The following is a 26,150-nucleotide window of genomic DNA, read 5'->3' as shown; positions in this document are numbered from 1 at the left end:
ATATCCTTGAAATCCAACTCTTTTGATCAATGGATTTAATCTTTATGAGCAAATCCAATTATCTCATCAATGGAATTGAAGTTATTCTCAACCATAAAATTCTTTAATTCATTATTTATGTTTGAAAATATTTTTGGACCTTCATACATGATCGAAGTTCCAATCTCTACAGCACTTGAGCCTGCATATAAAAATTCTACAACATCTTTATAATCTCTTATTCCTCCCACCCCAATTATAGGGATGTCACATGATTCATAAACATCAAAAACACATTTTACTGCTATTGGCTTAATAGCTGGACCAGACATTCCACCAAATTTGTTAGAAAGGATTGGAATTCCTGTATTAATCTCTATTTTCATTCCAGGGCCTAATGAATTAATCAATGTGAGTGCATCAGCACCTGCATTCTTTGCAGAATTAGCTATTTCAACAATATCTGTTACATTTGGAGTTAATTTAGCTATTATAGGAACATGGCTTAATTTTTTAGCTGCTTTTACAACTTCATAAGTTAAATTTGGGTCTTGACCAATAGCTGCTCCACATCCTCCCATAGCATGAGGACAAGAAATATTTAATTCTATCATATCAACTAAATCATGGACTTCCAATACAACATCTGCAAATTCTTCTGGAGTTGAACCATAAACAGAAGCAATAGCTATTTTATCACTAATTTCTTTACCAATAGCTATTTTACTATCGATACCTTTATCACCATTTTCTTGAGTAGTTCCTTTTCTATTTCTTTTTATGAGTTTTAACTCATTTTTAAAATTAGAAACACCAGGATTTGAAAGACCAATAGCATTGATAATTCCTCCTTCAACTTCAACAGTCGTAGGATTTTTATATCCTTTGTTAGGTTCTTTTGAAAATGATTTTGTGACTACTCCACTAGCTCCTGAATCTAAAATCCAATTCATAGAGGCGGCTGTACTTCCCATGATTCCTGCTGCTAATATGAGAGGATTTTCAAATTCAATACCTGAAATTCGCGTTTTAAGCATATTAACTCCAATAATTAGATTATTTTTATACTCATTAGATTATCTTATAAGTTATGATTACTATAATTATTACAAAACTTATGATTTAATTCAATAATTATTATAATATATTACCAAGGAAATAATAAAAATATTTATTTTCTCTTGAAACTTAATATGATTATGATGATAAATATATTATTAATTCAAGTTAAAAAATGTTTATGTTAAAAATATTCTAAATTTTTTAATTATGCATTGGCTGGGAAATAATTATTTCTGATTTTTTGTATTTTTCTTTGTTAAAATCATTAGTTTTGTATATAAATTCTTATATATTAGTTATATGAATTAATTGAATTTTTTTGTGGTGTTTTAGTGGTTTTACATAATGATAAATTGGTCAAACTTTTTTTAATTCCTACTGATTTGTTGTTCAAAACGAAATCAATTTAATAGCAACAACACACGAAATATATTTATCAGTAATTAATATCGTAGCTATAATTGGTATTCTTGTTTTTTCACAAACCATATTTTTTTGTTTCAAAACCACCTGATTTTTTTAGCACTTTCAAAATTCTAATAAAAATCATTCTTATATAATATTATAAATTTTTATATAATCAGTGCATTTGGGTTAGTTCTTGTATAATAAAATTTATTAATGTTTTAATCAGAAAAAATATGAATAAATATTAATTAAATTATGAAATAAAGAAAAAAAAGAATGTTTGGAAAGAATATTATATTAATTAACTTCTTTCCAAAAAAATATAATGCAAAAACAATTTATCTTTGTTAAGCTTTTCTGTATACTGTTATTTTGAGTTTAGCTATTTTGTTGTGTGCTAGGTTTTTGACTATTGTTTTTAGTATTTTGGATGCTTTGTTGTAGTTGTATTTGGTGTTTTTTGTTGTTTGTATTTTGTAGAGTTTGTGTTTTTTGAGTATGTTTTTGAGTGATTTTGTGAATGTCTTTGAGCCTGTTTTTTCTCCGTAGTTTTTGATTGAGTATGTTATGTAGTAGATTTTGTATTTTTTAGTCTTTTTTGAAGTAGTTTTTTTACTGTAAACTTTTATTTTTGCTGGTGTTAGTGGTTTGTTGACATTTAAAGATTGTGTTATACTTGTTGATTCTTTGAATGTGTAGTTTCCAGTTGAATTGGTTATTGTTGTTTGTTGGGATTTTGCATAGATAGTGTAGTTAGCTGTTTTTGGTACGTTGTAAATGAATCTTGCTTCGCCGTATTTATTGGTGTTTGCTGAACCTATTTGCTTACCATTAACATAGAAATAAACCTTTTCACCTGCTAATTTTTCTCCAGTATGTTTATTTGTTAGTATTGCTATTATTGTGATTTGTCCATTACCTGAAACAACAGCTAAATCAGTGTTAGTTTCATAAGTTACATCAACGATTATAGTACTGTTATTCTCTGATTCAGTGTTATTATCACCAGTATTGGATACGATATCACCAGTATTATTAGTTGAGTTAGTATTGTCGATAGTTACATTGTTGTTGTCTCCATTGTTGGTGATTAGTCCGTCTTTTGCTGTATTGTTAGTCATAGTAGAGTTATCGACTGTGACTTTGTTACCATCACCTTCACTTTTTAATATTCCGTCATTATTGCCTGATAATTCACTGTTACCTATTGCTATTTCGTTTTCATCACCAGTACTACTGATTGCTCCACCTTCTCGTGCAGAGTTGTTAGTTGCTGTTGAATTATCCAAAACAATAACATTACTATCACCATTACTGTTGATTACTCCACCTTTACTTGAGGCATTGTTATTGTTGAAACCAGTATTATTAGCTATTATAATATTATTTGCACCGTTGCTGTTGATTGCTCCACCATTTTTAGCAGAGTTATTATTGAATGTAGAATCGTTAATATTAGTCTCATGAGATTCTCCATTGATATCTATTGCTCCACCACTAGAAGTAGCAGAGTTATTTTCAAACAATGAATTATCTATATTAACTTCACTATCTTCACCATTAATATCTAATGCTCCACCAATCTTAGCACCATTATTCACCAAAGCACTACCTTCAATATTAATAGTCTGATTTTCACCACTAGCAAATAATGCTCCACCTTCTTTAACAGCACTATTATCACTTATAATACTATCCTTAATAGTGAGAACATTATTATCACCACTGAACCCTATTCCACCACCATTAATACCAGCAGAATTATTAACTACATTAACATTATCCAAAATAGAATTACTACCATCACCAACAATATAAATAGCACCATAATTATCAGACGCAGTATTATTCTCAAACACAGAATTCTTAACAGTATTATTACTATCAATACCACTAATACTTAAAGCACCATAATTAGTACCTGCATTGTTATTTTCAAAAGTACAATTATCAACCAAATTAACACTACCAACTCCAGTCATACGTAAAGCACCATAATTATTACCTGCAGCATTGTTTTCAAAAGTACAATTATCAACCAAATTAGTACTATTATCTCCACCTATATTTGTTGCACCATAATTAGTACCTGCAGTATTGTTTTTGAATACTGAATTTTTTAAAGTATTATTAGAACCAGTTCCACCCATATATATAGCACCCTGATTAACATGTGCTTTGTTGTTTTCAAAAGTACAATTATCAACCAAATTAGTACTATTAATTCCAGAAAAATCTAAAGCACCAATATCCGTACTTGTTGCTGTGTTGTTTTTGAATATTGAATTTTTGATAGTATTATTAGAACCCTCTCCAGTCATACGTAAAGCACCATGATCATTAGTTGCTTTGTTGTTTTCAAAAGTACAATTATCAACCAAATTAACACTACCAACTCCATTTATATATATAGCACCACTAGTTACTGCTGTGTTGTTTTTGAATATTGAATTTTTGATAGTATTATTGGAACCAACTCCAGTTATAGCAACAACTCCACCACCATTTCCTGTGTTGTTTTCGAATGTGCAGTCGGTTATGGTTAATGTGATGTTAGCTTGAGTTGATGTGATTACCCCACCGTTAGATGTGGTGTTTCCGTTGATGAAGGTTATGTTTATCAGTGTTAGGTTTATTCCTGCATTTATTGTGAATGCTCGTCCACTGTTTTCCATGTCGATTATTGCTCCACCTTTGTTCACGGCAGCTATTGTCATATTTTTGCTGACTGTGAGATTATTATTACCTGTTCCTGAATATACACCATCACTTAAGTACAGCGTACTTCCATTTGTAAAGCTAGTGTTGCCGATTGATGCAGCTTGTATAGTAGTAGTGTTATCAATAGTAACATCTACTGCGTTTGTTGTGCCGATTAAAGAAAAAGCCCCAATAGCTATTATTGCAAAAATTATCAAAAAAATCGACAATTTCTTAAATTCATTTTTATACATAGTATAAATTCACCTCAATATTTTTTTAATTAATATATACGAACCGTGTTTTTACTTAAATATCTAATATTCAATATAACGCCAGCCATTAGTTAAAAAACTAAAAAACGTTTAACAATCATCACTTACTAACTAATATCTTATCAATAATAAATGGAAAAAATTTGTTAGTTATTGGAAGAACAGTTAGTATCCTATTAAACTATTAACTTTTAATTACTGGACAAACATACTTATAGTAATTACCCATATATAAAGATATCACTTCTACACACTCCAATGCCAAAACAAGAAGAAACCACAACCCAGAACTAATTCCATAGACTACCCCCCCCCCCCCTAAACATATAAAGAACTTAAAACCATCCACACAAAAATTAAACACGAAAAATCATATTTTTCACAAAAACAAGTTATTTAATCCCTCATCGGATTTTCTATCCATTCTTTTATTTAAAGAATAAAATAGCTAATATGAATAAAATTTAGTTTAATGTTGTAGAAATAGATTATATTATCGTAAAAATAGCTAGATTTCATTTTTATTTATCATTAACTTCTAATTATTTTTAGTTTTCATTGTTTTATTATAAAATTTCGTATTTTCAATTTTCGTTTCTTATTTTTCATCAAAAAATTTAGATATTATGATAAACATAATCTATACATGATTCATAAGAATGTTAAAAAATCGAATATCACTTATTTTACTGGTTGATGAAAAATGCCCATAAACACAGTTATGTGGCTAAAACAAATGATATATGTAAAAATTTGCATGCATGAGAAAACAAAAATCGGATAATAATAATATATGATTATAGATAGAAAAGAAAGAGGAGGATTGAATTAAAAGAAATAGTAATTAAAGATTATGAAGAGATTACTCTCCAACTGATGAAACTATAGGTAAAAAAAGATTGATATTAAAGATGAATATCCAATTCTCCACTAAAAAGATTGAATGATTTCATGTTTATTTTATAAATTTTGGATCTTCTTCAAGAAGTTCATATAATTTTATTAAATGTGATGGTAATGTTGATGTTAAATTTTCATTATACATGTTTACTAAGTTTAAATTAGTGTTTATACTGTTTTTTATAATTTTAACATTGTCTTTTATTATTTCTTTGGGTTTATTTTTTAGTATTGGCGCTTCTAACATTATATACAAATTTAATTCTTCTAATCCTAAATATTGCTTGTTTTTTTCAATTTTATTTATAAATTCATAAATTTCATCCTTATTAGAATTAGTTGAGTAATTTTTTTGTATTTTATCCAATGTTTCAACCGTTTCGGCATATATTGTTTGTATATTTTCTTTATTTTTTAACATTTTTATTCATCTAATTATATTATTTGTAAAAGATAGGTTAAATATTTACTTAAGATTAAGAATTTTTAATAATGGTATTTTTAATTAAAAATAATATTAAAAATAATTATAGAATTTATTTATTATTTTAAAATTTATTGTATTGGCTGAGAAATAATTATCTCTGATTTTTGCTCATCAAACCCCCAATTCTTGACAGCTCATTATCTTTTTTTTTATTTGTTTTTTGTCTATTTTTTTGAGCTATTCTGTGTTGATGTTTTGTGGAGTAGTGGCTTATTATTCTGTAGTTAAATAATGGTGAGTATTTTTTGGGTTGGTGTAATTTTTACATATTGGTGTAGAATACTTTTTTCCTTGCCTTCTTTTTATGTATATATTTTTAAATACTAGTATTTTGTTATTGTGTTGCATTATTATTCGTTAAATATACTCTAATAAGAATTATTATTAATACTAGATTGTTATTGTTATCTAATAAATTTATTTATTCAAAAGGATGATACCATTTATTAATATGAATATGTTGAATCTAAAACTCCATTACTAATAACAGACTAATTTATTGTTTATTTTTATGATTTACCTTTTTTAAGGTTTAAATAATAGTTTTCAAGTTTGGAGAAAATTTATATAGTTTAAAATAGTAATGTAATGGTTACATTTCAATAAAATTTTTTACAAAAAAAATATGATTAAATTGAAATTTTTAATTCATAACTTCTAAATTAGGGGGTAAGTAAAATGAAATTGAAGGATTTAATTGGTATGGATATTATAGATGAAGCTGGTAATACTGTGGGTAATGTAAGTAATATTGATATTAATGAGAATACTGGCTCAATTAAAGGGATTGATGTGGGAAAAAGAAAAGGAATACTTTCTCATAATGAAAAATTGATTACTTTCAATCAGATAAATCAAATATCAGATAAAATTTTATTGGATAATATTTTATGTAATGATAATTGTGGAGAACCCTAATTCAATTAATAGATTTAATTAAACAATTTTAATGAAAAGGAGGTGAATTAAATGGATATTAATAAGCTATTTGATATGGAAATCGTTGATAAAGATGGAAAATCTGTAGGTAAAGTTCAAAGTATCGATATAGACGAAGATGATGGGTCTATTAATAGTTTTGGTATAAATCCTCATACATCCAAACTTCATCATGGAAAAGATGCAGTCGATTTTGATCAAGTAAACATAATATCAAACAACATACTATTAAAGAATTCTATGGAGAATGATTGAATTATCAACAAAATTAATTGTTCTTTTTATTTTATTTTCTGTTTATTGAATACGGAATAATTAAGTCATCATAGAATTTCATTTTAAAGATTAAGCAATCAATAAAACTTCTAAATACATTATTAAAAAATTAAATAGCATTTATGAAATTTAGCCTTAAAACTGGAAAAGTCATCAGCCTTGGAGAAAATTTATATATCTGAAAATAGTAATGTAATAGTTACGTTTCAACAAATATTTCGCGAAAATCTTTAAATTAAAAATTTCAATTTCATGAATCTAAAAATTTAAAACAAAGTGATTAAAATGAAAGTGACTGATTTAATCGGTATGGTTGTTGTAGATAAAAATGGTGAAAGTGTAGGTACCGTGAATGATGTTGATATTGATGAAAATAGCGGTTCCATTAAAGAAGTTGATTTAAATTTAAATCAAAAAATTTTTTCTGATGAAAGAGGAGTCATTGAATTTGATCAAATAGAAGACATATCATATGCAGTATTATTAAATGCCATACTCGATTTAGAATAAACAAAAATAATTATAATGTTATTAAACACGAAAATTAGATTGTATTAGGGACTATAATATAAATGTATCATGGTAAATATAATAATAATCACAAAAAGCTAAAAATGGGCGAATAATTGCAAAAACTAATTAAAATACATAGAACTACTAAAAATGATTAAATTAGGTACTTAGTTCTAATACTATATAATCTTGAGCTAAATAATAGTATATGGTTGAATATTAGAATCTCATTATAGTGATCAAAAAAACCTTTGATTTCATATCTTGGAGGTGTATTAAATGAAAGCTAATGATATAATAGGAATGAATGTTATTGATGAAGAAGATAATTATATAGGTACTGTTGAAGATATGTCCATTGATAAAAATAACGGTTCTATTGAGAAGGTTAATATAATATTAGATCAAGGATTATTTTCTAATAAAAAAACAATCAGTTTTGATCAAGTAAATGAAATATCAGATGATATGACGATATTCAGTATCATTGATATTTATTAAATTTATAAAATAAACCTAAAGTGAATTTTATGAATTTAAATTAAGAATGGAGGTGAAATTAATGAAAGTAAACAAAATAATTGGTAAAAATGTTATCGATGAAGAAGGTAATTTCGTTGGTAAAGTAGGAAATATTGATATTGATGAACAAAACGGTTATATAAAGGGAATTGATGTAAAAGAAAGACAAGGCGTACTTTACTATGACCCGCAAATAATTACTTTCAACCAAATAGAAAAAATATCAGATGACATATTTATAAACACCATGATTTATATTTAATCATGGCAAAATAAACTTTTTTTCTTTTTTGTATTGGATTTATTGTGGAAATTATTATTATGTCTACATTATAAACAATTCATTTTTTATATTCTTAGTTAAGAACTATTTTCAAATTCATTATCCATTTTCAAAACATACAAAAAAACAACATTATCCATTTTCAAAACATACAAAAAAAACAACATTATCCATTTTCAAAACATACAACAAAACAACATTATCCATTTTCAAAACATACAATAAAAACAACATTATCCATTTTCAAAACATACAATAAAAACAACATTATCCATTTTCAAAACACTCAATAAAAGAACATTATCCATTTTCAAAACACTCAATAAAAAAATGTGAAAAAACAAAATTTATATTTATGTAAAATAAAGTTAATGGTATGGAAGCTTATATTGTAAATTGTATTGTAGGATTTATAGCTTTTAATGAAAAATTAGCTATTGTGGATTATAAACTTTTTAATGAAACAGATATTCCCTCAAAAATGGTCAAAATAAGAAACAATGAGATTCTTCCAGAAGAGATAGAATTGATAAAAAACATCACAGATGATTATGATAAAATTGTCATTGAATCTAATAATAGACTTTCAAGCTATACATCTCTTTTTACAGATGAAAAAAATGAAATTACTGAAATTGGGCAGAAAATAGAAGTGGAAGTTCCCAATAAAGGAGGAGAACATCTTAGATCAAATTTTAAAGAAAAAATGATTGATTTAGGATTTTCTTCTCCTGAAGAATTTAATGACAAGTTTACATCAATATATGAAAAAATAGCTATTTTAGAGATGAAAGAGTCTTCAGAAGAAGAAGATAAACTAATTATACAGTCTATTGCTTCGATAGATGAAATTGATGAATCAATTAGTAAACTAGTTGAAAGAATCAGAGAATGGAATAATATCTATTTCCCTGAAATAGATATTATTCAAAATAATGAAAATTATATAAAACTAATAGCTGAAAACGAAAATCGGGAAGACGTGATGAAAAATCCTCCTGAATCATTAAAGATTGATTTTGATAATGGAACTAATGGTGCTGATATTGAAGATGAAGATATATCAATTATAAATGATTTTGCTAAATCTATTCAATCTCTTCAGAAATCTAGGAAAAAAATCGAAGAGTATATTGATACAAAAATGAAAAAACTTGCTCCAAATTTAAGGAATTTAGTTGGTTCATCACTTGGAGCCAAATTGATTGCTCATGGAGGAGGATTAAAAAGAATAGCTACTTATCCCTCTGGAACTATCCAAATAATGGGTGCTGAAAAGGCTTTATTTAGACATTTAAAAACTGGAAAACGCCCCCCAAAACATGGACTTATTTTTCAACATCCTGAAGTTAGAACATCACCATGGTGGATTAGAGGAAAAATTGCAAGAACTTTAGCTTTGAAGATATCATTGTCAGTTAGAAAAGATGTCTTTTCAGGCAAATTTGATCCTATAATAGAAGAGTCCTTTTTGGAAAAAGTAGAAAAAATAAAAAAAGACAATCCTTTTCCCAAAAAAACAAGAAAAAGAAGAGAAGAAGAAAGAAATCAAGAAACAGGTTATTCTAACAAATCAAAGAAGTATGAAAAAAAGCATAAAAAGGCTAAAAAAAGGAAAAAGGGAAATAAAAGGAAATAAAATAAACAAGAGGAAATAAAATAATAAAATAAATAGAATAAAATAAAATAATAAAATAAACAAGAGGAAATAAAATAATAAAATAAATAGAATAAAATAAGATAATAAAATAAACAAGAGGAAATAAAATAATAAAATAAATAAAAGGAACTAAGATAAAATAAGATAAATGAAAGAAAAAGAATATATTTGATACTAAAAATATTTCCATTCAATGATAAAAACACTGATTATTATGAATATTTATCTGAAAGAAGACAAAATAGCTACTAGAAACATCAGACCAGGGAAAAAAGTCTATGGAGAGCAGTTATTTAGTGAAAAAACTACTAGTAATAATGAAGTAGAGAGTGAGGGAATAGAATACAGAAATTGGAATCCTCGAAGGTCGAAATTAGCTGCTGCTTATTTAAATGGGCTTAAAAAATTAACAATAGGTGAAAATTCAAAAATTCTTTATCTTGGAGCATCCACTGGAACCACTGTTTCACATATTTCAGATTTGTCTAGAGAAGGATTAATTTATGCTATTGAGTTTTCCACTGTAACCATGCGAAAATTGGTTAGGTTGAGTGAGAATAGGCCAAATATTGCCCCTATATTAGGAGATGCTACTAAACCAAAGAAATATATTAATTTACTTGAAAAAGTAGATTTACTATACTGCGATGTGGCTCAACCTAATCAAACAGAGCTATTTATGGATAACATCAACTTATTTTTAAAAGAAGATGGTTTAGGGATTCTAATGATTAAATCTAGAAGTATTGATGTTAGAGGCAAACCTCAAAAAATATTCAAACAAGAAGAAAAGAAATTAATAGCTAATGGTTTTAAAATAATTGAAAAAGTCAAACTTGAACCATATGAAAAAGATCATATCTGTTTTTTAGTTGAAAAGAGCTTTTAATAGCTCTTACACTCGAATTATTATCAATAATATCCATTAGTGCTAATTTTTAAAATTTATCTATTTTAACAAGTCATAATTTCTTTTTAAAAATTAAATTAACTAATGTGAAATCAATTAATTTCATTAAAATATATGTCTATTAAAATTTAATTGATCTTATTTTTTAAAAGTATTATTAAAAGTTAATAAAAAAACTTTTCTATTAAAAGATTAGATTAAAAATTTGATATGAATTCCTAAAAGAATGCAAGAAGCATATAATTATTATTTCTAAGATTTAATTTTAAGATTATTATTGAATGTGAATATCTTACAAATTATAATGATTAAACCATAAATAATAAAATCTATATTAAATTTTTTAGACAAAATTAATAGTTATTAAGTTATTCAAGTTCATAAGAACAAAACAGTGATCAAGGTAAAAATGTTGAAAAGTATTACTAAAGAAAAGTTTTTATACTATGAAAACCATATATACATTTGCTAATGCAATATAAGAAATAGTTCTAATTATATCCTCTGGACAATTTCACACTCATATACACTCCACATTGGTAAAAGTCTAGAGGATTGAACTTATTCTTTGAAAATAACTTTTTTTGTTCAATTTTTATAATAAAATTCTAAAAATATATCTAAGATATCGATATATTCATGTTAAATCATTAAAAATTTATTATTTTAAAAAATCGGTGAAAAGTAATACTTTTTTTAATCATAATACTCTTTTTTTAGTTTAAAAATAAGAACTAGATTAATGAATATAAGTAAGATAATTACTAATTATAATCTAGTGTTTATTTTATCAAGAACTATTTTAGAAATTTCTTTTTTAGAACAAATATCTATCTTATTAACATTATCATTATCAACTAATATAACTTGATTATTATCAGATCCAAATCCACATTCTTTGATATTCACATCATTTGCTACAACTAAATCTGTACCTGCTTCTTTAATTTGTTTTTCGGCCAATTTTATCATTTTATCATCCGCGATATTATATTCTGCTTTAAATCCTACCAAAAATATATCTGGATTAATTTCCTTTATTTGTTTAATTATTTTCTCAGTTGGCTTAAATTCTAAAGACAGATTTAAAGAAGAAGAAAGTTTAGATTCTACTTTATCAATTGGGGCAAAATCAGAAACAGCTGCAGTTGCTATGAAAATATCATAATCAGAAATTAATTCTTTTGTTTTTTGATTCATCACATCACTGGATTCCACAAAAATGCTATCAAAAGACTTAGGTATTTCCACATCAACTTTTCCAACAATAAGTTTTACTTCCATTCCTTGGATATAAGCTTCTTTAGCTAATTCTAAACCCATTTTTCCAGAAGATTTATTAGATATTCCTCTAACGGGATCAATAGCTTCATAAGTCCCGCCTAAGGTTATTAAAATTTTTTTACCGGCTAAATTATTTATTTTCAAGTTTTCATTTTTTTTAAGCATGTTGAGTGTGATAGCTCTTTTGGCTTCCAATAATATATCATCATTACTCGGAAATTTAGCTTTACCTTCTTCCATGCGAGGTTCAACAAAATTAAATCCTTCTGATTTAAGCTTTTCAATATTTTCATTGATAGAATTATACATAGAGTCATGCATAGAGGGTACAAATAATATTGGAGTGTCATGCCCGTCAGCAGTAATTAAAAGAGAGTTGATTGGATTATCAGCTATTTTATAAGAAAATTTACTAATAATATTAGCTGTTGCTGGGGCAACTAGAATTAAATCAGAATTTGCATATTTAACATGTTCAATTTCACCTGTAAGCTCTTGAACAACCTTTTGACCTGTTGCAAATTCCATTGAATTTGGATGGATTATTTTACATCCATCTTCACTAATGAAACATTTAACATTAAAACCCTCTCTTCTAAATTCTCTAGCTAATTTGATTGATTCAGTAGCTGCAATACTTCCTGTTACACATAATATAATATCCATATTAAACCCCACACAAAACTTAAAAAAAATGTGAATATTAAAAATTAAATAAAAAAAATTGTAAAAATTATAAAGAACCATTATTTGATTGGTAAATTATAAAAGTTATATCATATCCTATAGAAAACATTTTTACTCTAATACTATTAAAAAGAATTATAAGATTATAAATAAATTATAACATTATAATAACCATATTATTACTATATTATTACTATATTCTTACTTTATTCTTACTTTATTCTTACATTATTATTCCAATTTTTAAAGACAAAAATATTGAATTATGTTATCTTAAAGCTACCCAGAATGAATTCAAAGTTTTTGTTTTGAGATTCAAATTTAGATTGAGGAGCTGTGAATAAAATAACATATACAGAATTATCTTTTTGTATCCAAACAGCCCTATGTTGTGATATAGTACCATTCTTATTTACAGTGTAAATAGTCTCTAAAGCATTAGAATCTCCAACAGTTAGATTTCCTTGGGCTATTAATTGATAATCAGAATTAGAGAATAATTGAGTATATGTTTGATTGTGAAACGAATCTAAGGATGAAGTTATTTCTCTTCTTTCAATATTTACATTAATTTGAGCTAAATCAGAACTTCCATTAGTAGAACTAGGATCTGCTACAGAAGCTATTGAATCATTAGATTGAGAATTTGCAACTACCCATGATCCAGGATACTTAATAATTATTCCATTTTTAGATAATGTCTGAGGATTATTTACATCATCAGAATTAGAAATACATCCTGATACAAAAATAACCGCAATTATCACTATTATTCCTAATATATATTTCTTCATTATATCCTCCTGTAATCAGATAGAACCATTTCCAGAAGTTTCTGGTTCATTTTCATCTGGGCTAGGAGTATCCTGGCCCGTATTATTGGTTGGTGTAGGCTCTACATTTGGTGTAGGCTCAGTAATAGTTGTACTGTTATCAACAACATTTGTGGTGGTATCATTATTTGTAACATTTGAAATTACTTCTGGAAAAGCAGTATCATCGATTGTGACTGCTGCATTAGTTGGAGATGATGGTTGGAAGTCATTGAACAATCCAAAGCTTATGCCTGCTACAAATGCAATAATCAAGAAAATAACGGCTATTATAGCATATTTTCCTTTATTTGAGGATTTAGTAGTCTGTTTTTTATCTTTTGATGACTTTACTACATATTTATCTACAAGATTCCTATCATCTTGTCTACTTGCTTCAGCCATACTTCTTTTAGAAGATCTAATCTGTGAGCTTTCTGTATCCCTACGACCTTGCATATTTCTAACTCTACTAGCAGCATTGATATTAGCTAATCTATCAGTATATTCCTTAGATAAATAATTATATTTTTCTTCAGAAATATTTCCTGCATTGTAGTCATTTTCAAGCTCCTGCATTATTCTCAAAAGCTTTTGTTTATCTTGACTAATATTATCTGTCTCCTATTTATTAGCAAATTATTTGATTAAACCATATATTAGCTATTTATAAAAATTTTCTTATAAAAGATTGATTGATTATCAACCCTATAATAACTTTATAAAATTCTCTTTATGAAAATTATTCAATATCAAGTACTATATGAAATTATTCAATATCAAGTACTATATGAAATTATTCAATATCAAGTACTATATGAAAATTATTCAATATCAAGTACTATATGAAATTATTCAATCTTTATGAAAATTATTCAATATCAAGTACTTTATGAAATTATTCAATATCAAGAAATATCTACAAATGGATATGAACCTAATATTTTTATAAATGATGTTTTGGTTTTGATAATATTTAAAATATTCTTAATTATTTCATTATCCTTATGACCTTCAAAATCAACAAAGAATATATACTTACCTAAACCTTCTTTAGATGGCCTAGACTCTATTTTTGATAGATTAACATTATTGTATGCAAAAACACCTAAAATATCATACAATCCTCCAGGATTATCATCAAGTAAAGAAAATATAATAGATGTTTTGTCATGCCCTGTTAAAGGATGTTCATATTTAGAAAGAACTATGAATCTTGTTTTATTATTAGATATATCCTGAATATTTCTATCTATAACTTTTAAACCATAAATTTCTGCAGCTTTTAGTGTTCCAATAGCTGCATAAGAATTATTTGAATTGATAGATTTTGCTGCTGCTGCTGTGCTTAGAGTAAAATGAGTTTTCATGTTATGTTTTTCTAAATAATTTTGACATTGAGCTAAAGCCTGTGAATGAGAATAGACATCAGTGATATCATCAATATCACTATCTTCAGTAGATAAAAGATTATGATTAACTGTAAGTACTATTTCTTCTTCTATTTTAAGGTCAGTATGCACTAATAAATCTAATGTTAATCCAACTGGACCTTCAATAGAATTTTCAATAGGAACTATACCCTTAGAACATATGCCCTTTTCAACAGAATTTATTACTGAAGGAATAGAGCAAACTGATAATAATTCTCCATCTAAGATAGATGCTGCTTCATGAGTAAATGTACCATTTGGACCTAAAAATGCGATTTTAGAGTTTATAGAAAACCTCCTTTAATATTTATTCATTAAATAATTAGATTAGATATTTAAAGTAGCTAATGAGACTAAATAACTAGTTAAATAGTTAAACTAAATAACTAGACTAAATAATTAGATTAGATATTTAGACTAAATAAAATGATAAAAATAAAAATTGAAAAATAGAACTAATTATCAGTTACAACTATAACTAATTTAATATATTTATTTATATAGCTAATTTATGTTATTTTTATAATTAATTATATACTTTCAATCCACATAATTACCATTCATAATTAATGCTAATCATTCATCTCTAATTCTACAATCAAACCAAGCAAATCAGACTGAGTTACAATCCCGACAACCTCATCATCTTCAGTTACTACAGGATATCCATTATACCCAGTTCCTAACATAGCCTTTGCAACATCAGCAACAGATGAGTTAGTAGATAGAGTTTTAACATTTCTAGACATTACTTCTTCAACTAATATATTTTTTATCTGTGCTTGTTTATGATTATCTGGAACATGTTTTCTAAATGAAATTAATGCTCTAGCAATGTCTTTAGATGTTAAGATACCAGCGAGCTCATTATTTTCATCAATCAGGAGCCTTCCAATATTTGAATCAAGTATAACTCTTCTTGCATGAATTAATCTATCCTCACTTGAAACAGATATCAATTCACTACTCATTATCTCTTCAAGGAGTATTTTTTCATAAGCTTTGCCTTTGCACATATCTATGAAATCAGACTTTGTGATAATCCCTATAAGTTCTCCATTAGAAACAACTGGTAAAGCACCAATATTCTTTTCAAGCATCAATTTAGCAGCTTCAGGGACACCCATAGCCTCATCAGCAGTGATAATTTCTTTTACCATCACTGTAGAAATATGAAAATGAGAAGGTGCCAAATTTCCATATTTAGATGAACCTAATTTTGTAGCTATGTCCTTTTCGGCAATTATTCCTACTAATTCTTTTTCATTGTTCTCATTAGTATTAACAACAGGAAGTCGTGATATTCTATTTTTTTCCATTAATCTTAAACCATCACAAACATTTTGATCTTTGTCTATGGTTATTAAAGTATCAGACATCAAATTTTTTATTTGCATTTACCCCACCAAAATTAGTTTTTTATTTATGTATAGCTTTTAAAACATCACTTTCAGTTATAATTCCCAATAATTTGCCATCTTTAATAACTGGAACTCCACCAATATCTTTTTTATTTAATAATTCACATAAGTCCCCAACTCGTGTTAATGGTCCAACAGTACAAACATTCCTTTCCATTATTTCAGAGGATTTAGTGTTCAAGATTTCTAAACCACTACCAGATCTCATTTTGCTAAATAATTCACTATCCCCCAAAAATTTTAAAACATCATTAGATGTGACAATTCCAACTAGTTTTTCTTCTTCAGGATTACTTGATTCTAATTCTTTGCCCAAAATTGGAATTCTTCGTAATTTATTTCTAACCATTATTTTTGATGAACTTTCAATAGGTGTTCCTGGAGTGGTTGTAATAACATTTTTAGTCATGAAATCTTCAACTAGCTCATCAGTTAAAATACCCGCCATAGTTAATGCAAAATCTCTTTCAGTTACAATTCCCACTACTTTATTATTATCATTTACAACAGGAAGAGCTCCAACATCATGAGCTAGCATTACTTCGATGCAATCATTGATTGAGTCTTTATTTCTCATGAATCTAATATCTCTAGTCATTATCTCTTTTACATGTTCATTAATAGCTGCTAAAAAATTATCATGGTATTTTTCTTCCATGATATTAAATTTGTCTCCACCACCCAAGAAGTTCAATATATCCATAGCTGTTACTATTCCTAAAAGTTTTTCAGACCCCGGATCAGTGATAGGAAGTCTCCTGAATTTATGTTTAACCATTGTTTCAGCAGCTTCTATGATACTAGTACTTGGTGGGATAGATATCACTTTTTTCTTAGCTAGTGTCATTATATCTCCCTCATGTTCAAAAACATTGGTTTCATGTTCTACAGATCCACGACCCATAGATTTTCTTAAGTTTATAGCACTTTTATCTTTCATTTATACACCTTGTGTAATAGCTATTTATTAATATATTTTTATAATCTATTATGACCTATTATCATGACAATTTAAATATTAATTTATTTATATTTCTCAACAAAATTATTAAAAAGTATTTTATCTTCTTAATTCAATCTTAAACCTTTTATTTAATCTTACTCTATAAAATCTATATTAATAAAATTATAGAAAAAATTAAATTGTCTTAACACTATAATTTTAAATCATTAAATACAAACTATTTTAATTATAAATATCATTTAAGATATTATTCTATAATTATCAATATACCTAAAATTTAAGATATTATTCTATAATTATTCTACAATTACCATATACCTAAAATTTAAGATATTATTCTATAATTATTCTACAATTACCATATACCTAAAATTTAAGATATTATTCTATAATTACCATATACCTAAAATTTAAGATATTATTCTACAATTATTCTATATCTAAAATTTTATGAACTTGAGGAATCATTAATACATCCAAATAATCACCGATAATCTCAGAAAATTCGAATAGTTTCTTTGTATGGATTTTCCATTTATTTATTGGACTTGATGGTTGAATAACAATTGGAATGTTTGAGTTTTTGGGAATTTCATCTTTTAATCTTTCAAGTATCATTTTTATAGTTTTTGACTCAGTTGAAGGTAACACTACTACTTTACAATATATGTTTATATTATGTTCTATTAATAATTTTAGTGATTTTATCTCATCTTCAAAAATCTCATATTCCATTTCATTGTCAAAATGCTCCGGCAGTTTAATATCCAAAGAAACATAGTCGATTTGATTTATTTTTGATAAAAAATCAGGCAGAGTTCCATTAGTCTCTAGTAAAAAGTTATAGTCAGTTTTATCCATAAATTCATTTATAAAATCTACATACAATAGCGGTTCACCACCAGTGAAAGAGATAGAATGTAAATCAGAAGTTTCTAATGCTTTAACTTTTTTTATAGTTTCTTCAACAGATAATTCAGTTCCTGAAGTCACAGATTGGCTTTCTATAGTGTCACAATACTTACAACTTAAATTACATCCAGCGAACCTAATAAATATTTGTCTTCTCCCTATTAAGATACCTTCACCCTGAAAACTTGAAAAAATTTCAATAATTGGTGCGTTCATGAAAAATCCCCCATATCTATATTAAATAGTCAGATATAATTTAAATAAGAAAATAATAATTAATTACATTTTAAATAATGATTATGGTATTAATAATTAAGTATAATTTAATAAAAATCATTACTTAGTCTTTTTAAAAAAGGCTCCTTGACCAATACCTTCATTAACACATACTGAAACAGAATCTATCTCATAACTTTTTTTAATTAGATCTTCAAAGACTTTATATGCGAAATATTGAGATAAATCTTCAGCTGAACTATGTTTTAGTGGAAGTAAGACACAATCCTCCATGGGAAATTTATAATATTTATTTTCAATATTAAACTCAACATACTTCCTATTTTCAAAATCAAGTGTTTTTAAGTTATTACTATCTCCTAGATCTTTAAAATTCATATTGTTATTATTAATAGGTATTAAAACCCTATGATCTAATTGTTTACAAATAGTTCTAACCGATTTTTTAACATCTTTAAAGTCAACCACAAAATCATAGTCCCCTGAACGATTTCCCTCAATTTCTACATCAACAAAATATGAATGTCCATGAATAAATCCACAAGAATCATGAGCAGGTATTATATGAGCAGATGAAAACCTTAAATTAGCATTAATTCCATTAATCATTATTTTCATTGTTTTTACTCCTTAATCATTATATTAATTAGTGGTTCTATTTATTAAAACTGTTATACTTGTTATCTTCATGAAAATTAAATTTTTAATAAATTTTTAATTATTATATTTAAATTTTTAATAAATTTTTAATTATTATATTTAAATTTTTAATAAATTTTTACTAATAAATTTTTAATAAATTTTTACTAATTATAGTATTAGGTTATTTTTAGCTATTTAATTATTAAAAATTAGATTCATTAAAAAATTATGTTTGTGAAATAATAGCTATAAAAGATTAGTTTTACTTATATCTAATTCAATAGAATTTAATTCATTTATATAGTTATTAACGATATCATTGATAAAAATCAACAAATTACTATAATTAAAGTATTCTTTACTATTACTATTAGCAATTTTGTTATTTAATTCAAATAAACCAATTGTATCCACATCATCTGGAGTTCCATCACTTGTAATATTAATTCCTAAATGAATTTTCATAGAACTAGATGAAACAGTAGCTATTGAAACTGTTAATTTCTTTGAATCTATATAAATGTCGTCCCCTTCTCTAGAAGAAAATATGCCTTTGTTAGCTAATTCTTCCTTTAGAATCATTACCAACAACCTTTGACGAAGATAACCTATTCTTAAATTAGCAGGTTGCTCATCAAAATGTTCTAGCATGAAATGGACCATGTTATCTGATTTTATTTCCAATCCAATATCCTCAAAGTCTTTTAAATTATCAGGCTTAATATTCATAGATCCTATCCATGTTATAATAGCTGATCCTTTTATTTTAAATGATTTAAAAGCCCATGAAGCTTCAATTTGACTTCCATCATATTCAAAATTTTTTGATAAGTGTTTATGAGTGATTAACATAGTAGATTCCCAGATGAATTTGAAATAAGATTTTATTGAATATAATAATATAAACTATCACATAGAATTATATTAGTAAGTTATAAAATATAAAATCAATGCAAAGACCTTGTTGAAATAAATCAGTTAAAATTCCTTCTTTTTTCTTCACTAGAATATTAAATATAGTGAAAATTACTAGTAATTTTATTAAATTTATTAGTCTATTAAGTTTATTAATTTTATTACTGCAAATAAAAATTCCTTAATATTTTTAAATCTTATTATAATATTATTATAATATTTTGGAAAAATAGTATTTAAGAATATGGTTTAAAATTTCTATATTATCTAAAAACTGATAATAATCTAATTAATTATAATGAAATCTAGGATGACAATCAAATACTATAAAAAAGACAGTTAAAAATTTTTAAGTTTCATCAATTTAGCAATTAAAAGGAAAAGTTACATTCAATGAATATGTTTTTCATTAAATTAAAATTTTGAATATCCATTAATTTTGTTTTATTTTATCATTAATTTAATAAAATATAATTATTTCTATCTTTAATGAAAAATTAATGTTCATATGTTCTTTTAATATAAAATAATAATAATTATTTAAAATAAACCATTAAGTATTTATTTAATAGTAATAAAATAATAACTATTAGTAATAAACAATATAAAAAAAATTTATATTTTTAAAATTAAAAATGAAGATTTTCTTTTTAAAAATGAAGATTTTTCTTTATTTGAAAAAATTGATTTTTCAAGTTAGAAAACCTGTGATTTTCTTTATATTAAAAACACTAAGAGGAATTTAAATGATTAGTATTGCAACAATAAGAACTTATATGTTTTGCCCTCTAAAATTATATCTTGAAAATAGCTTAAATAATGAAATAAAAAAAGATATTCTTTTATATAAAACAATGAAAGAATTGAGAATAGACCTACAAGATTTATCCCAGCGAAACTTAAGAAGACTAAGAAAGGACATGACATTGACCGAAATAGAAGCGAACTTAAACAAGAACATAGAAGAGTATATAGAAAATTCAATAGCTGTTTTAGAAAATAGCGATTTTATTTATGAAAAAAATATTTCAAAATCAAATAGTATTTCAAATAATGATATTAAATATGAAAAAAAGTTTGAAAAAGTAATAGAATTAAATAAAACAGAAAAGTTAAGTGAAATAGAAGTTGTAGATGAAGTAGAAAATTTAAATGAAATAGAAGTTGTAGATGAAGTAGAAAAGTTAAATGAAATAGAAGTTGTAGATGAAGTAGAAAAATTGAAAAATGAGATACAAGATGAAATTTACTTCAACATGAAAATATTAGCTTTAAAAGCTCAAAAAGCTATGATAGCAAATGATAAGGATGGAACTCAAATAGCCGAGCTATTTTTCCCAACATCAATGTATAGCTATTTAATGAGAGACCCTCAATTAGAGATTATGGGAAGCTGCGATAAAATTGAGATAATAGATGGAAAATATTACCCAATAAATATAAGGCCATCAAATCCTCCAATGAGAGGAGTTTGGGATGGAGATTCCATTGAATTAGTAGCTAGTGCTCTTTTGATAGAAGAAGAATTTAATACTGAAGTATTTGTAGGATTTATAGATTATTTAAAAATTGGAGAAAGACGACCGGTTGTCATGGATTCAAATTTAAGAAAAGGACTGTTTAAAACTATTAATGAAATAAAGGATATTATAAATGAAGAAATAGTTCCAGATATTATTATTAATAAACAAAAATGTCTTAATTGTGAATATAACGAAATCTGCCACCAAGATGACGATTTAAATTAAGCAATATTAATTACAGCATTATGAATATTGAGTTCAAATAATTACAATATGGAGTGTCTCATAATTAAGTTTTGTATGAACAAATTTGTAAAAATCACCGAGATTTTCTTTGTTTTGTTTAATTTATCTGAATAATTTATTCAAATCTTGTAGATTTGTTTAGTGAAAAAGTAATTATGAGACACTCTCATAATTATTATAATATTATAATTAATCGATAAGCAATAAAAAAAACTTTAATTAATCGATGAACAATAAAAAAAACTTTAATTAATCGATAAACAATGAAAAAAACTTCAATTAGTTAATAAATTACAAATATGAATAAAAAAAAAAAAAATAAATAAATATAGGAGAAAATAAATAAGTCCTCCTAAAAAATGTTTAATTTTGTTTTCTTCTAATACTTATTCCAAACACACTTATCAATACTAATATGATAGCTATTATCGGTATTCCTGTATTTTTCATAGTAGCTATAGCTACTGGATTATCACTTGTTTTATTAGTATTATTAGTATCATTTTTGTTGTTTTGTATTTCAAATTCAGCTGAAACTGGATTAATATAGTAGTTTGCATTATCAGATGTAGCTGTAATCACATGATGACCGACACTAAGTTTATTAGTTGGTATATGGATTCTTCCAATACCAAGAACATTAGTAACGATATTTCCAATGTTTTTACCATCCAAACCAATATTAACTTTGTAGTCTGGTATTGGATCACCGTATTCATCAGACACTGTGACAATTACATCAACAGATCCATCAGAATTTTTAACTACATCAATATCAACAATAACTTGACCTTTTACAACATTAAAAGTTGTAGTATTGGTATAGCTAAAGTATTCATCGTTTCCTGTATAATCCACTACAACATTAACGTTTCCTGTGTGTGTTGGTTTATAAGTAAGACTCCATCGACCATTAGAATCAGTAATCAAAGAATAAACCTTACCACCAACAGTAACAGCAATTGGAGCATTAGCTAATGGATTACCATTCTCATCAACAAGCACACCATCAATTGTTATGATTTTACCAACCTTAACATCCTTTGGAATATTTATAGTTGAATTAACAGCTAATTTAGTAACATTAAAGCTAGTAGTATTAGTAAAGCTTGTGTAATTTTCGTTACCAGCAAAGCTGACAACAATCTCTAAATCAGTTCCAGTACGATTACTAGTGTAATTTAACTCCCAATAACCAGAAACATCAACAATTACATCAGTAAAGAGATTACCATCAACAGTAACATTAACAAAACCAATACCTGTAAAATTAGCTAACTGACCACTAACAGTAACATTCTCACCAATTTGAGCAGGATTAGGACTAACAACAATAGTAGAATTAGTACTATTCTTAGCTACTGTGAAAGTAGTAGAATTACTAAAAGCATCGTAATTACTATCACCAGCAAAACTAACAACAATCTCTAAATCAGTTCCAGTACGATTAGCAGTATAATTTAACTCCCAATAACCATAAACATCAACAATTACATCAGTAAAGAGATTACCATCAACAGTAACATTAACAAACCCAATACCTGTAAAATTAGCTAACTGACCACTAACAGTAACATTCTCACCAATTTGAGAAGGATTAGGACTAACAACAATAGTTGAATTAGTACTATTCTTATTTACTGTGAAAGTAGTAGAATTACTAAAAGCATCGTAATTACTATCACCAGCAAAACTAACATCAATATCGAAAATTCCAGTACGATTAGTAGTATAATTTAACTCCCAATAACCAGAAACATCAACAGTTACATTAGTAAAGAGATTACCATCAACAGTAACATTAACAAACCCAATACCTGTAAAATTAGCTAACTGACCACTGACAGTGATATTTTCACCAATTTGAGCAGGATTAGGATTAACAATGATAGTTGAATTAGTACTATTCTTATTTACTGTGAAAGTAGTAGAATTACTAAAAGCATCATAATTACCATCACCAGCAAAACTAACATCAATATCGAAAGTACCAGTACGATTAGTAGTATAATTTAACTCCCAATAACCAGAAACATCAACAGTTACATTAGTAAAGAGTTTACCATCAACAGTAACATTAACAAAACCAATACCTGTATAATTAGCTAACTGACCACTAACAGTGATATTTTCGCCAATTTGAGCAGGATTAGGATTAACAACAATAGTTGAATTCGTAGAATTTTTTATTGCAGCAATTACAGTAAAAGTTCTATTCACATATTGATCGTCTAAAGAAGCATGTACAGTCTGATTTCCTCCAGATGAAATAGGGAAGATATAAGTAAAATTATCAGCACGACTAGAATTATAAGCTACACCATCAAAAGTACCATTAATAACAAAATCAGGCAAATTTCCAACACCATCATTAGTCAAAGTAGTATTCAATACTAACAGAGAAAAATTAACTTTGTCACCAATATTAAGATTATCCAAACTACTAGAGTTAGTAATATTCAAAATATAATGGTTACTGGTATTAATACCCATAATTTTATCAGTTATATTGTTAATTCCCCACCAATTAAGGTTCGCATTAACATTATTTCCAGTGTTTACCATATCAAAACCATTGGTATCAGTATTATTAAATATACGATTATAATTAACAATTGAATTATTACCATTATTGGCGATAGCACCACCACCAACACTACCAGCAGTATTGTTAATGAAATTAGAACCATTAACTCCTAAATTATTAGCATTATTGAATATAGCACCACCACTACCAGCAGTTGCAGCTGCAGAGTTATTAGTAAAAATAGAACCACTAACACTTAAATTAACACCATTAACATTATTGTAGATAGCACCACCACCAATACTATTTGCAGTGTTGTTAGTGAAATTAGAATCATCAACACGTCCATTAGCACCACTATTAAAAATAGCACCACCATTACCAGTTACAGAATTATTAATGAAACTAGAACCACTAAAACTCCCATTAGCACCAGAACTGTAGATAGCACCACCAGTAGTTCCAGAGCTATTAATGAAAGTAGAACCACTAACACTAAAATTAACACCATTATCATTATTATAGATAGCACCACCACTACCAACACCACCACCAGCAGTGTTATTAATGAAAGTAGAACCACTAACACTAAAATTAACACCACCAGAATTGCAAATAACACCACCAACACCAATTGCAGTGTTGTTAATGAAAGTAGAATCACTAATACTGAAATTAGCACCATCAGCATGATTGTAGATAACACCACCACCATTGGAAGTTGCAGTGTTGTTAATGAAAGTAGAACTACTAATTTTCGAATTAACACCATGATTATAAATAACAGCACCACCCATGTTACCTGCACTGTTGCTAATGAAAGTAGAATCATTAACACTCATAACACCAATATTGGAGATAGCACCACCACCAAAACTTGCATAGTTATTGGTGAAAGTAGAACCACTAACGCTCATAACACCAAAATTGGTGATAGCACCACCACCATAATTAGTAGTTGCAGTGTTGCTAGTGAATGTACAGTTGATGAAAGTCATCGTTGTTGTAGTGTATTGATTATATATTGCTCCACCAAGAACTGTATAAGTAGTACTAGATCTTCCATTGGTGAATGTTATGTTTATAAAAGTCACATTCAAGTTATTGCCTATAGTGAATATTCGTCTTGATCCTTGTGCGTCAATTATTACATTAGCAGCAGGTCCGTTTCCTTGTATTGTCACATTTTTGTTGATAGTTATTCCTGTATTGGTAGTTCCTGTGTAGTTTCCTGGAGCAAGCAAAATAGTATCTCCAGGATTAGTAGTTCCTGATGTTATTGTTCCATTTATACCACCAGGTGTTGTATTATTAATAGGTACAGTAGCTGCAAAACTGGAGTTTAAGCTGATAGCTAATAATAAAATAGTAGCTATTAGTATACTCGTTTTCAGTATTGTTTTTTTATAGTTTTTTATTTTTTTCACCTCCATTTCATTCAATTATTGATAAAAATCAGTTAAATAAATAGAGAATAATCACTACCTATTAACCGATAATAATTATATTCTATGCCATATATAAACTTTATTGAAAAATAATATATATATATATATATATATATATCATAAACAAATAAATAAAAAACAATAAAAAGAACTTAAAATTAGTAAAACCTGAAAAAAATCCAAAA

At 26.5% G+C, this 26,150-nt stretch carries 22 protein-coding genes; 8 read left to right on the top strand and 14 right to left on the bottom strand.

The annotated features are described in order from the left end of the window. Positions 1 to 35: 35 nt before the first annotated feature. The 4 genes from MBCUT_RS00665 to MBCUT_RS00655 form a co-directional block, all read right to left on the bottom strand. On the bottom strand, positions 36 to 1,016 hold the full coding sequence (locus MBCUT_RS00665; protein ID WP_067257467.1) for a dihydroorotate dehydrogenase: 981 nt from the start codon (positions 1,014 to 1,016) through the stop codon (positions 36 to 38). A gap of 780 nt (positions 1,017 to 1,796) precedes the next feature. Beyond that, complete coding sequence (locus MBCUT_RS00660; protein WP_067257463.1) at positions 1,797 to 4,403, bottom strand: beta strand repeat-containing protein; 2,607 nt, start codon at positions 4,401 to 4,403, stop codon at positions 1,797 to 1,799. Between the two features lie 205 nt (positions 4,404 to 4,608). Continuing rightward, positions 4,609 to 4,788 carry a hypothetical protein gene (locus MBCUT_RS10670; protein ID WP_157082414.1) on the bottom strand — a complete coding sequence of 60 codons (180 nt, stop codon included), beginning with the start codon at positions 4,786 to 4,788 and terminating at the stop codon, positions 4,609 to 4,611. 591 nt (positions 4,789 to 5,379) lie between these two features. Then, positions 5,380 to 5,745 (bottom strand): hypothetical protein, encoded by a 366-nt coding sequence (locus MBCUT_RS00655; protein WP_067257460.1) that lies wholly within the window; start codon positions 5,743 to 5,745, stop codon positions 5,380 to 5,382. Between the two features lie 744 nt (positions 5,746 to 6,489). Here MBCUT_RS00655 and MBCUT_RS00650 point away from each other — a divergent pair. The 7 genes from MBCUT_RS00650 to MBCUT_RS00620 all read left to right on the top strand — a co-directional run bounded on the left by MBCUT_RS00650 (position 6,490) and on the right by MBCUT_RS00620 (position 10,893). Further along, positions 6,490 to 6,729 carry a PRC-barrel domain-containing protein gene (locus tag MBCUT_RS00650; RefSeq protein WP_067257456.1) on the top strand — a complete coding sequence of 80 codons (240 nt, stop codon included), beginning with the start codon at positions 6,490 to 6,492 and terminating at the stop codon, positions 6,727 to 6,729. Between the two features lie 51 nt (positions 6,730 to 6,780). Further along, a complete protein-coding gene (locus MBCUT_RS00645) occupies positions 6,781 to 7,005 on the top strand; it encodes a PRC-barrel domain-containing protein (RefSeq protein ID WP_067257453.1) in 225 nt (74 codons plus the stop codon). Positions 7,006 to 7,311: 306 nt separating this feature from the next. Next, complete coding sequence (locus MBCUT_RS00640; RefSeq protein WP_067257450.1) at positions 7,312 to 7,536, top strand: PRC-barrel domain-containing protein; 225 nt, start codon at positions 7,312 to 7,314, stop codon at positions 7,534 to 7,536. A 282-nt stretch (positions 7,537 to 7,818) separates the two neighbouring features. After that, complete coding sequence (locus MBCUT_RS00635; RefSeq protein WP_067257447.1) at positions 7,819 to 8,040, top strand: PRC-barrel domain-containing protein; 222 nt, start codon at positions 7,819 to 7,821, stop codon at positions 8,038 to 8,040. 61 nt (positions 8,041 to 8,101) lie between these two features. After that, positions 8,102 to 8,323: a PRC-barrel domain-containing protein gene (locus tag MBCUT_RS00630; RefSeq protein WP_067257443.1), complete on the top strand. Its 222-nt coding sequence runs from the start codon at positions 8,102 to 8,104 to the stop codon at positions 8,321 to 8,323. Between the two features lie 397 nt (positions 8,324 to 8,720). Continuing rightward, complete coding sequence (locus MBCUT_RS00625; RefSeq protein WP_067257441.1) at positions 8,721 to 9,983, top strand: NOP5/NOP56 family protein; 1,263 nt, start codon at positions 8,721 to 8,723, stop codon at positions 9,981 to 9,983. Positions 9,984 to 10,218: 235 nt separating this feature from the next. Then, the gene (locus tag MBCUT_RS00620) at positions 10,219 to 10,893 is read left to right on the top strand and encodes a fibrillarin-like rRNA/tRNA 2'-O-methyltransferase (protein ID WP_067257437.1); all 675 of its coding nucleotides are present in this window, start codon (positions 10,219 to 10,221) and stop codon (positions 10,891 to 10,893) included. Between the two features lie 789 nt (positions 10,894 to 11,682). Here MBCUT_RS00620 and coaBC read toward each other — a convergent pair. From coaBC to MBCUT_RS00575, 9 genes are all read right to left on the bottom strand, one after another. Further along, the gene (coaBC, locus tag MBCUT_RS00615; RefSeq protein WP_067257433.1) at positions 11,683 to 12,864 is read right to left on the bottom strand and encodes a bifunctional phosphopantothenoylcysteine decarboxylase/phosphopantothenate--cysteine ligase CoaBC; all 1,182 of its coding nucleotides are present in this window, start codon (positions 12,862 to 12,864) and stop codon (positions 11,683 to 11,685) included. Positions 12,865 to 13,148: 284 nt separating this feature from the next. After that, positions 13,149 to 13,679: a PsbP-related protein gene (locus MBCUT_RS00610; protein WP_067257430.1), complete on the bottom strand. Its 531-nt coding sequence runs from the start codon at positions 13,677 to 13,679 to the stop codon at positions 13,149 to 13,151. A 15-nt stretch (positions 13,680 to 13,694) separates the two neighbouring features. Beyond that, positions 13,695 to 14,285 carry a hypothetical protein gene (locus MBCUT_RS00605; RefSeq protein WP_157082413.1) on the bottom strand — a complete coding sequence of 197 codons (591 nt, stop codon included), beginning with the start codon at positions 14,283 to 14,285 and terminating at the stop codon, positions 13,695 to 13,697. Between the two features lie 320 nt (positions 14,286 to 14,605). Further along, a complete protein-coding gene (gene pheA, locus MBCUT_RS00600; RefSeq protein ID WP_067257424.1) occupies positions 14,606 to 15,418 on the bottom strand; it encodes a prephenate dehydratase in 813 nt (270 codons plus the stop codon). Between the two features lie 284 nt (positions 15,419 to 15,702). Then, a complete protein-coding gene (locus tag MBCUT_RS00595) occupies positions 15,703 to 16,527 on the bottom strand; it encodes a CBS domain-containing protein (protein ID WP_067257420.1) in 825 nt (274 codons plus the stop codon). A 22-nt stretch (positions 16,528 to 16,549) separates the two neighbouring features. Beyond that, positions 16,550 to 17,491 carry a CBS domain-containing protein gene (locus tag MBCUT_RS00590; RefSeq protein ID WP_067257417.1) on the bottom strand — a complete coding sequence of 314 codons (942 nt, stop codon included), beginning with the start codon at positions 17,489 to 17,491 and terminating at the stop codon, positions 16,550 to 16,552. Between the two features lie 453 nt (positions 17,492 to 17,944). Next, positions 17,945 to 18,643, bottom strand: coding sequence for a 7-carboxy-7-deazaguanine synthase QueE (locus tag MBCUT_RS00585; protein ID WP_067257414.1), 699 nt, complete (start codon positions 18,641 to 18,643; stop codon positions 17,945 to 17,947). 120 nt (positions 18,644 to 18,763) lie between these two features. Next, positions 18,764 to 19,282 (bottom strand): 6-carboxytetrahydropterin synthase, encoded by a 519-nt coding sequence (locus tag MBCUT_RS00580; RefSeq protein WP_067257411.1) that lies wholly within the window; start codon positions 19,280 to 19,282, stop codon positions 18,764 to 18,766. A gap of 270 nt (positions 19,283 to 19,552) precedes the next feature. Continuing rightward, positions 19,553 to 20,158, bottom strand: coding sequence for a DUF366 family protein (locus tag MBCUT_RS00575; protein ID WP_067257408.1), 606 nt, complete (start codon positions 20,156 to 20,158; stop codon positions 19,553 to 19,555). A gap of 809 nt (positions 20,159 to 20,967) precedes the next feature. On the opposite strand from MBCUT_RS00575, the gene cas4 reads away from it, so the two are divergent. Next, entirely contained in the window at positions 20,968 to 21,969 is a 1,002-nt protein-coding gene (cas4, locus tag MBCUT_RS00570) for a CRISPR-associated protein Cas4 (RefSeq protein ID WP_157082412.1), read from the top strand. Between the two features lie 384 nt (positions 21,970 to 22,353). On the opposite strand, the gene MBCUT_RS00565 is transcribed toward cas4, so the two are convergent. Further along, a complete protein-coding gene (locus MBCUT_RS00565; RefSeq protein ID WP_157082411.1) occupies positions 22,354 to 25,944 on the bottom strand; it encodes a beta strand repeat-containing protein in 3,591 nt (1,196 codons plus the stop codon). Positions 25,945 to 26,150 lie beyond the last annotated feature (206 nt).

It is taken from the genome of Methanobrevibacter cuticularis (assembly GCF_001639285.1).
Classification (GTDB): Archaea; Methanobacteriota; Methanobacteria; order Methanobacteriales; family Methanobacteriaceae; genus Methanobaculum; species Methanobaculum cuticulare.
This window is presented reverse-complemented; position numbering and strand designations above follow the sequence as displayed.

Coding starts and splice junctions, on each gene's coding strand:
- MBCUT_RS00625 (WP_067257441.1), top strand. CDS start 8,721: ATGGAAGCTTATATTGTAAATTGTATTGTAGGATTTATAGCTTTTAAT.
- MBCUT_RS00610 (WP_067257430.1), bottom strand. CDS start 13,679: ATGAAGAAATATATATTAGGAATAATAGTGATAATTGCGGTTATTTTT.
- MBCUT_RS00635 (WP_067257447.1), top strand. CDS start 7,819: ATGAAAGCTAATGATATAATAGGAATGAATGTTATTGATGAAGAAGAT.
- MBCUT_RS00640 (WP_067257450.1), top strand. CDS start 7,312: ATGAAAGTGACTGATTTAATCGGTATGGTTGTTGTAGATAAAAATGGT.
- MBCUT_RS00620 (WP_067257437.1), top strand. CDS start 10,219: ATGAATATTTATCTGAAAGAAGACAAAATAGCTACTAGAAACATCAGA.
- MBCUT_RS00655 (WP_067257460.1), bottom strand. CDS start 5,745: ATGTTAAAAAATAAAGAAAATATACAAACAATATATGCCGAAACGGTT.
- MBCUT_RS00575 (WP_067257408.1), bottom strand. CDS start 20,158: ATGTTAATCACTCATAAACACTTATCAAAAAATTTTGAATATGATGGA.
- MBCUT_RS00630 (WP_067257443.1), top strand. CDS start 8,102: ATGAAAGTAAACAAAATAATTGGTAAAAATGTTATCGATGAAGAAGGT.
- MBCUT_RS00660 (WP_067257463.1), bottom strand. CDS start 4,403: ATGTATAAAAATGAATTTAAGAAATTGTCGATTTTTTTGATAATTTTT.
- MBCUT_RS00645 (WP_067257453.1), top strand. CDS start 6,781: ATGGATATTAATAAGCTATTTGATATGGAAATCGTTGATAAAGATGGA.
- MBCUT_RS00590 (WP_067257417.1), bottom strand. CDS start 17,491: ATGAAAGATAAAAGTGCTATAAACTTAAGAAAATCTATGGGTCGTGGA.
- MBCUT_RS00595 (WP_067257420.1), bottom strand. CDS start 16,527: ATGCAAATAAAAAATTTGATGTCTGATACTTTAATAACCATAGACAAA.
- coaBC (WP_067257433.1), bottom strand. CDS start 12,864: ATGGATATTATATTATGTGTAACAGGAAGTATTGCAGCTACTGAATCA.
- MBCUT_RS00665 (WP_067257467.1), bottom strand. CDS start 1,016: ATGCTTAAAACGCGAATTTCAGGTATTGAATTTGAAAATCCTCTCATA.
- MBCUT_RS00580 (WP_067257411.1), bottom strand. CDS start 19,282: ATGAAAATAATGATTAATGGAATTAATGCTAATTTAAGGTTTTCATCT.
- MBCUT_RS00585 (WP_067257414.1), bottom strand. CDS start 18,643: ATGAACGCACCAATTATTGAAATTTTTTCAAGTTTTCAGGGTGAAGGT.
- MBCUT_RS00650 (WP_067257456.1), top strand. CDS start 6,490: ATGAAATTGAAGGATTTAATTGGTATGGATATTATAGATGAAGCTGGT.
- cas4 (WP_157082412.1), top strand. CDS start 20,968: ATGATTAGTATTGCAACAATAAGAACTTATATGTTTTGCCCTCTAAAA.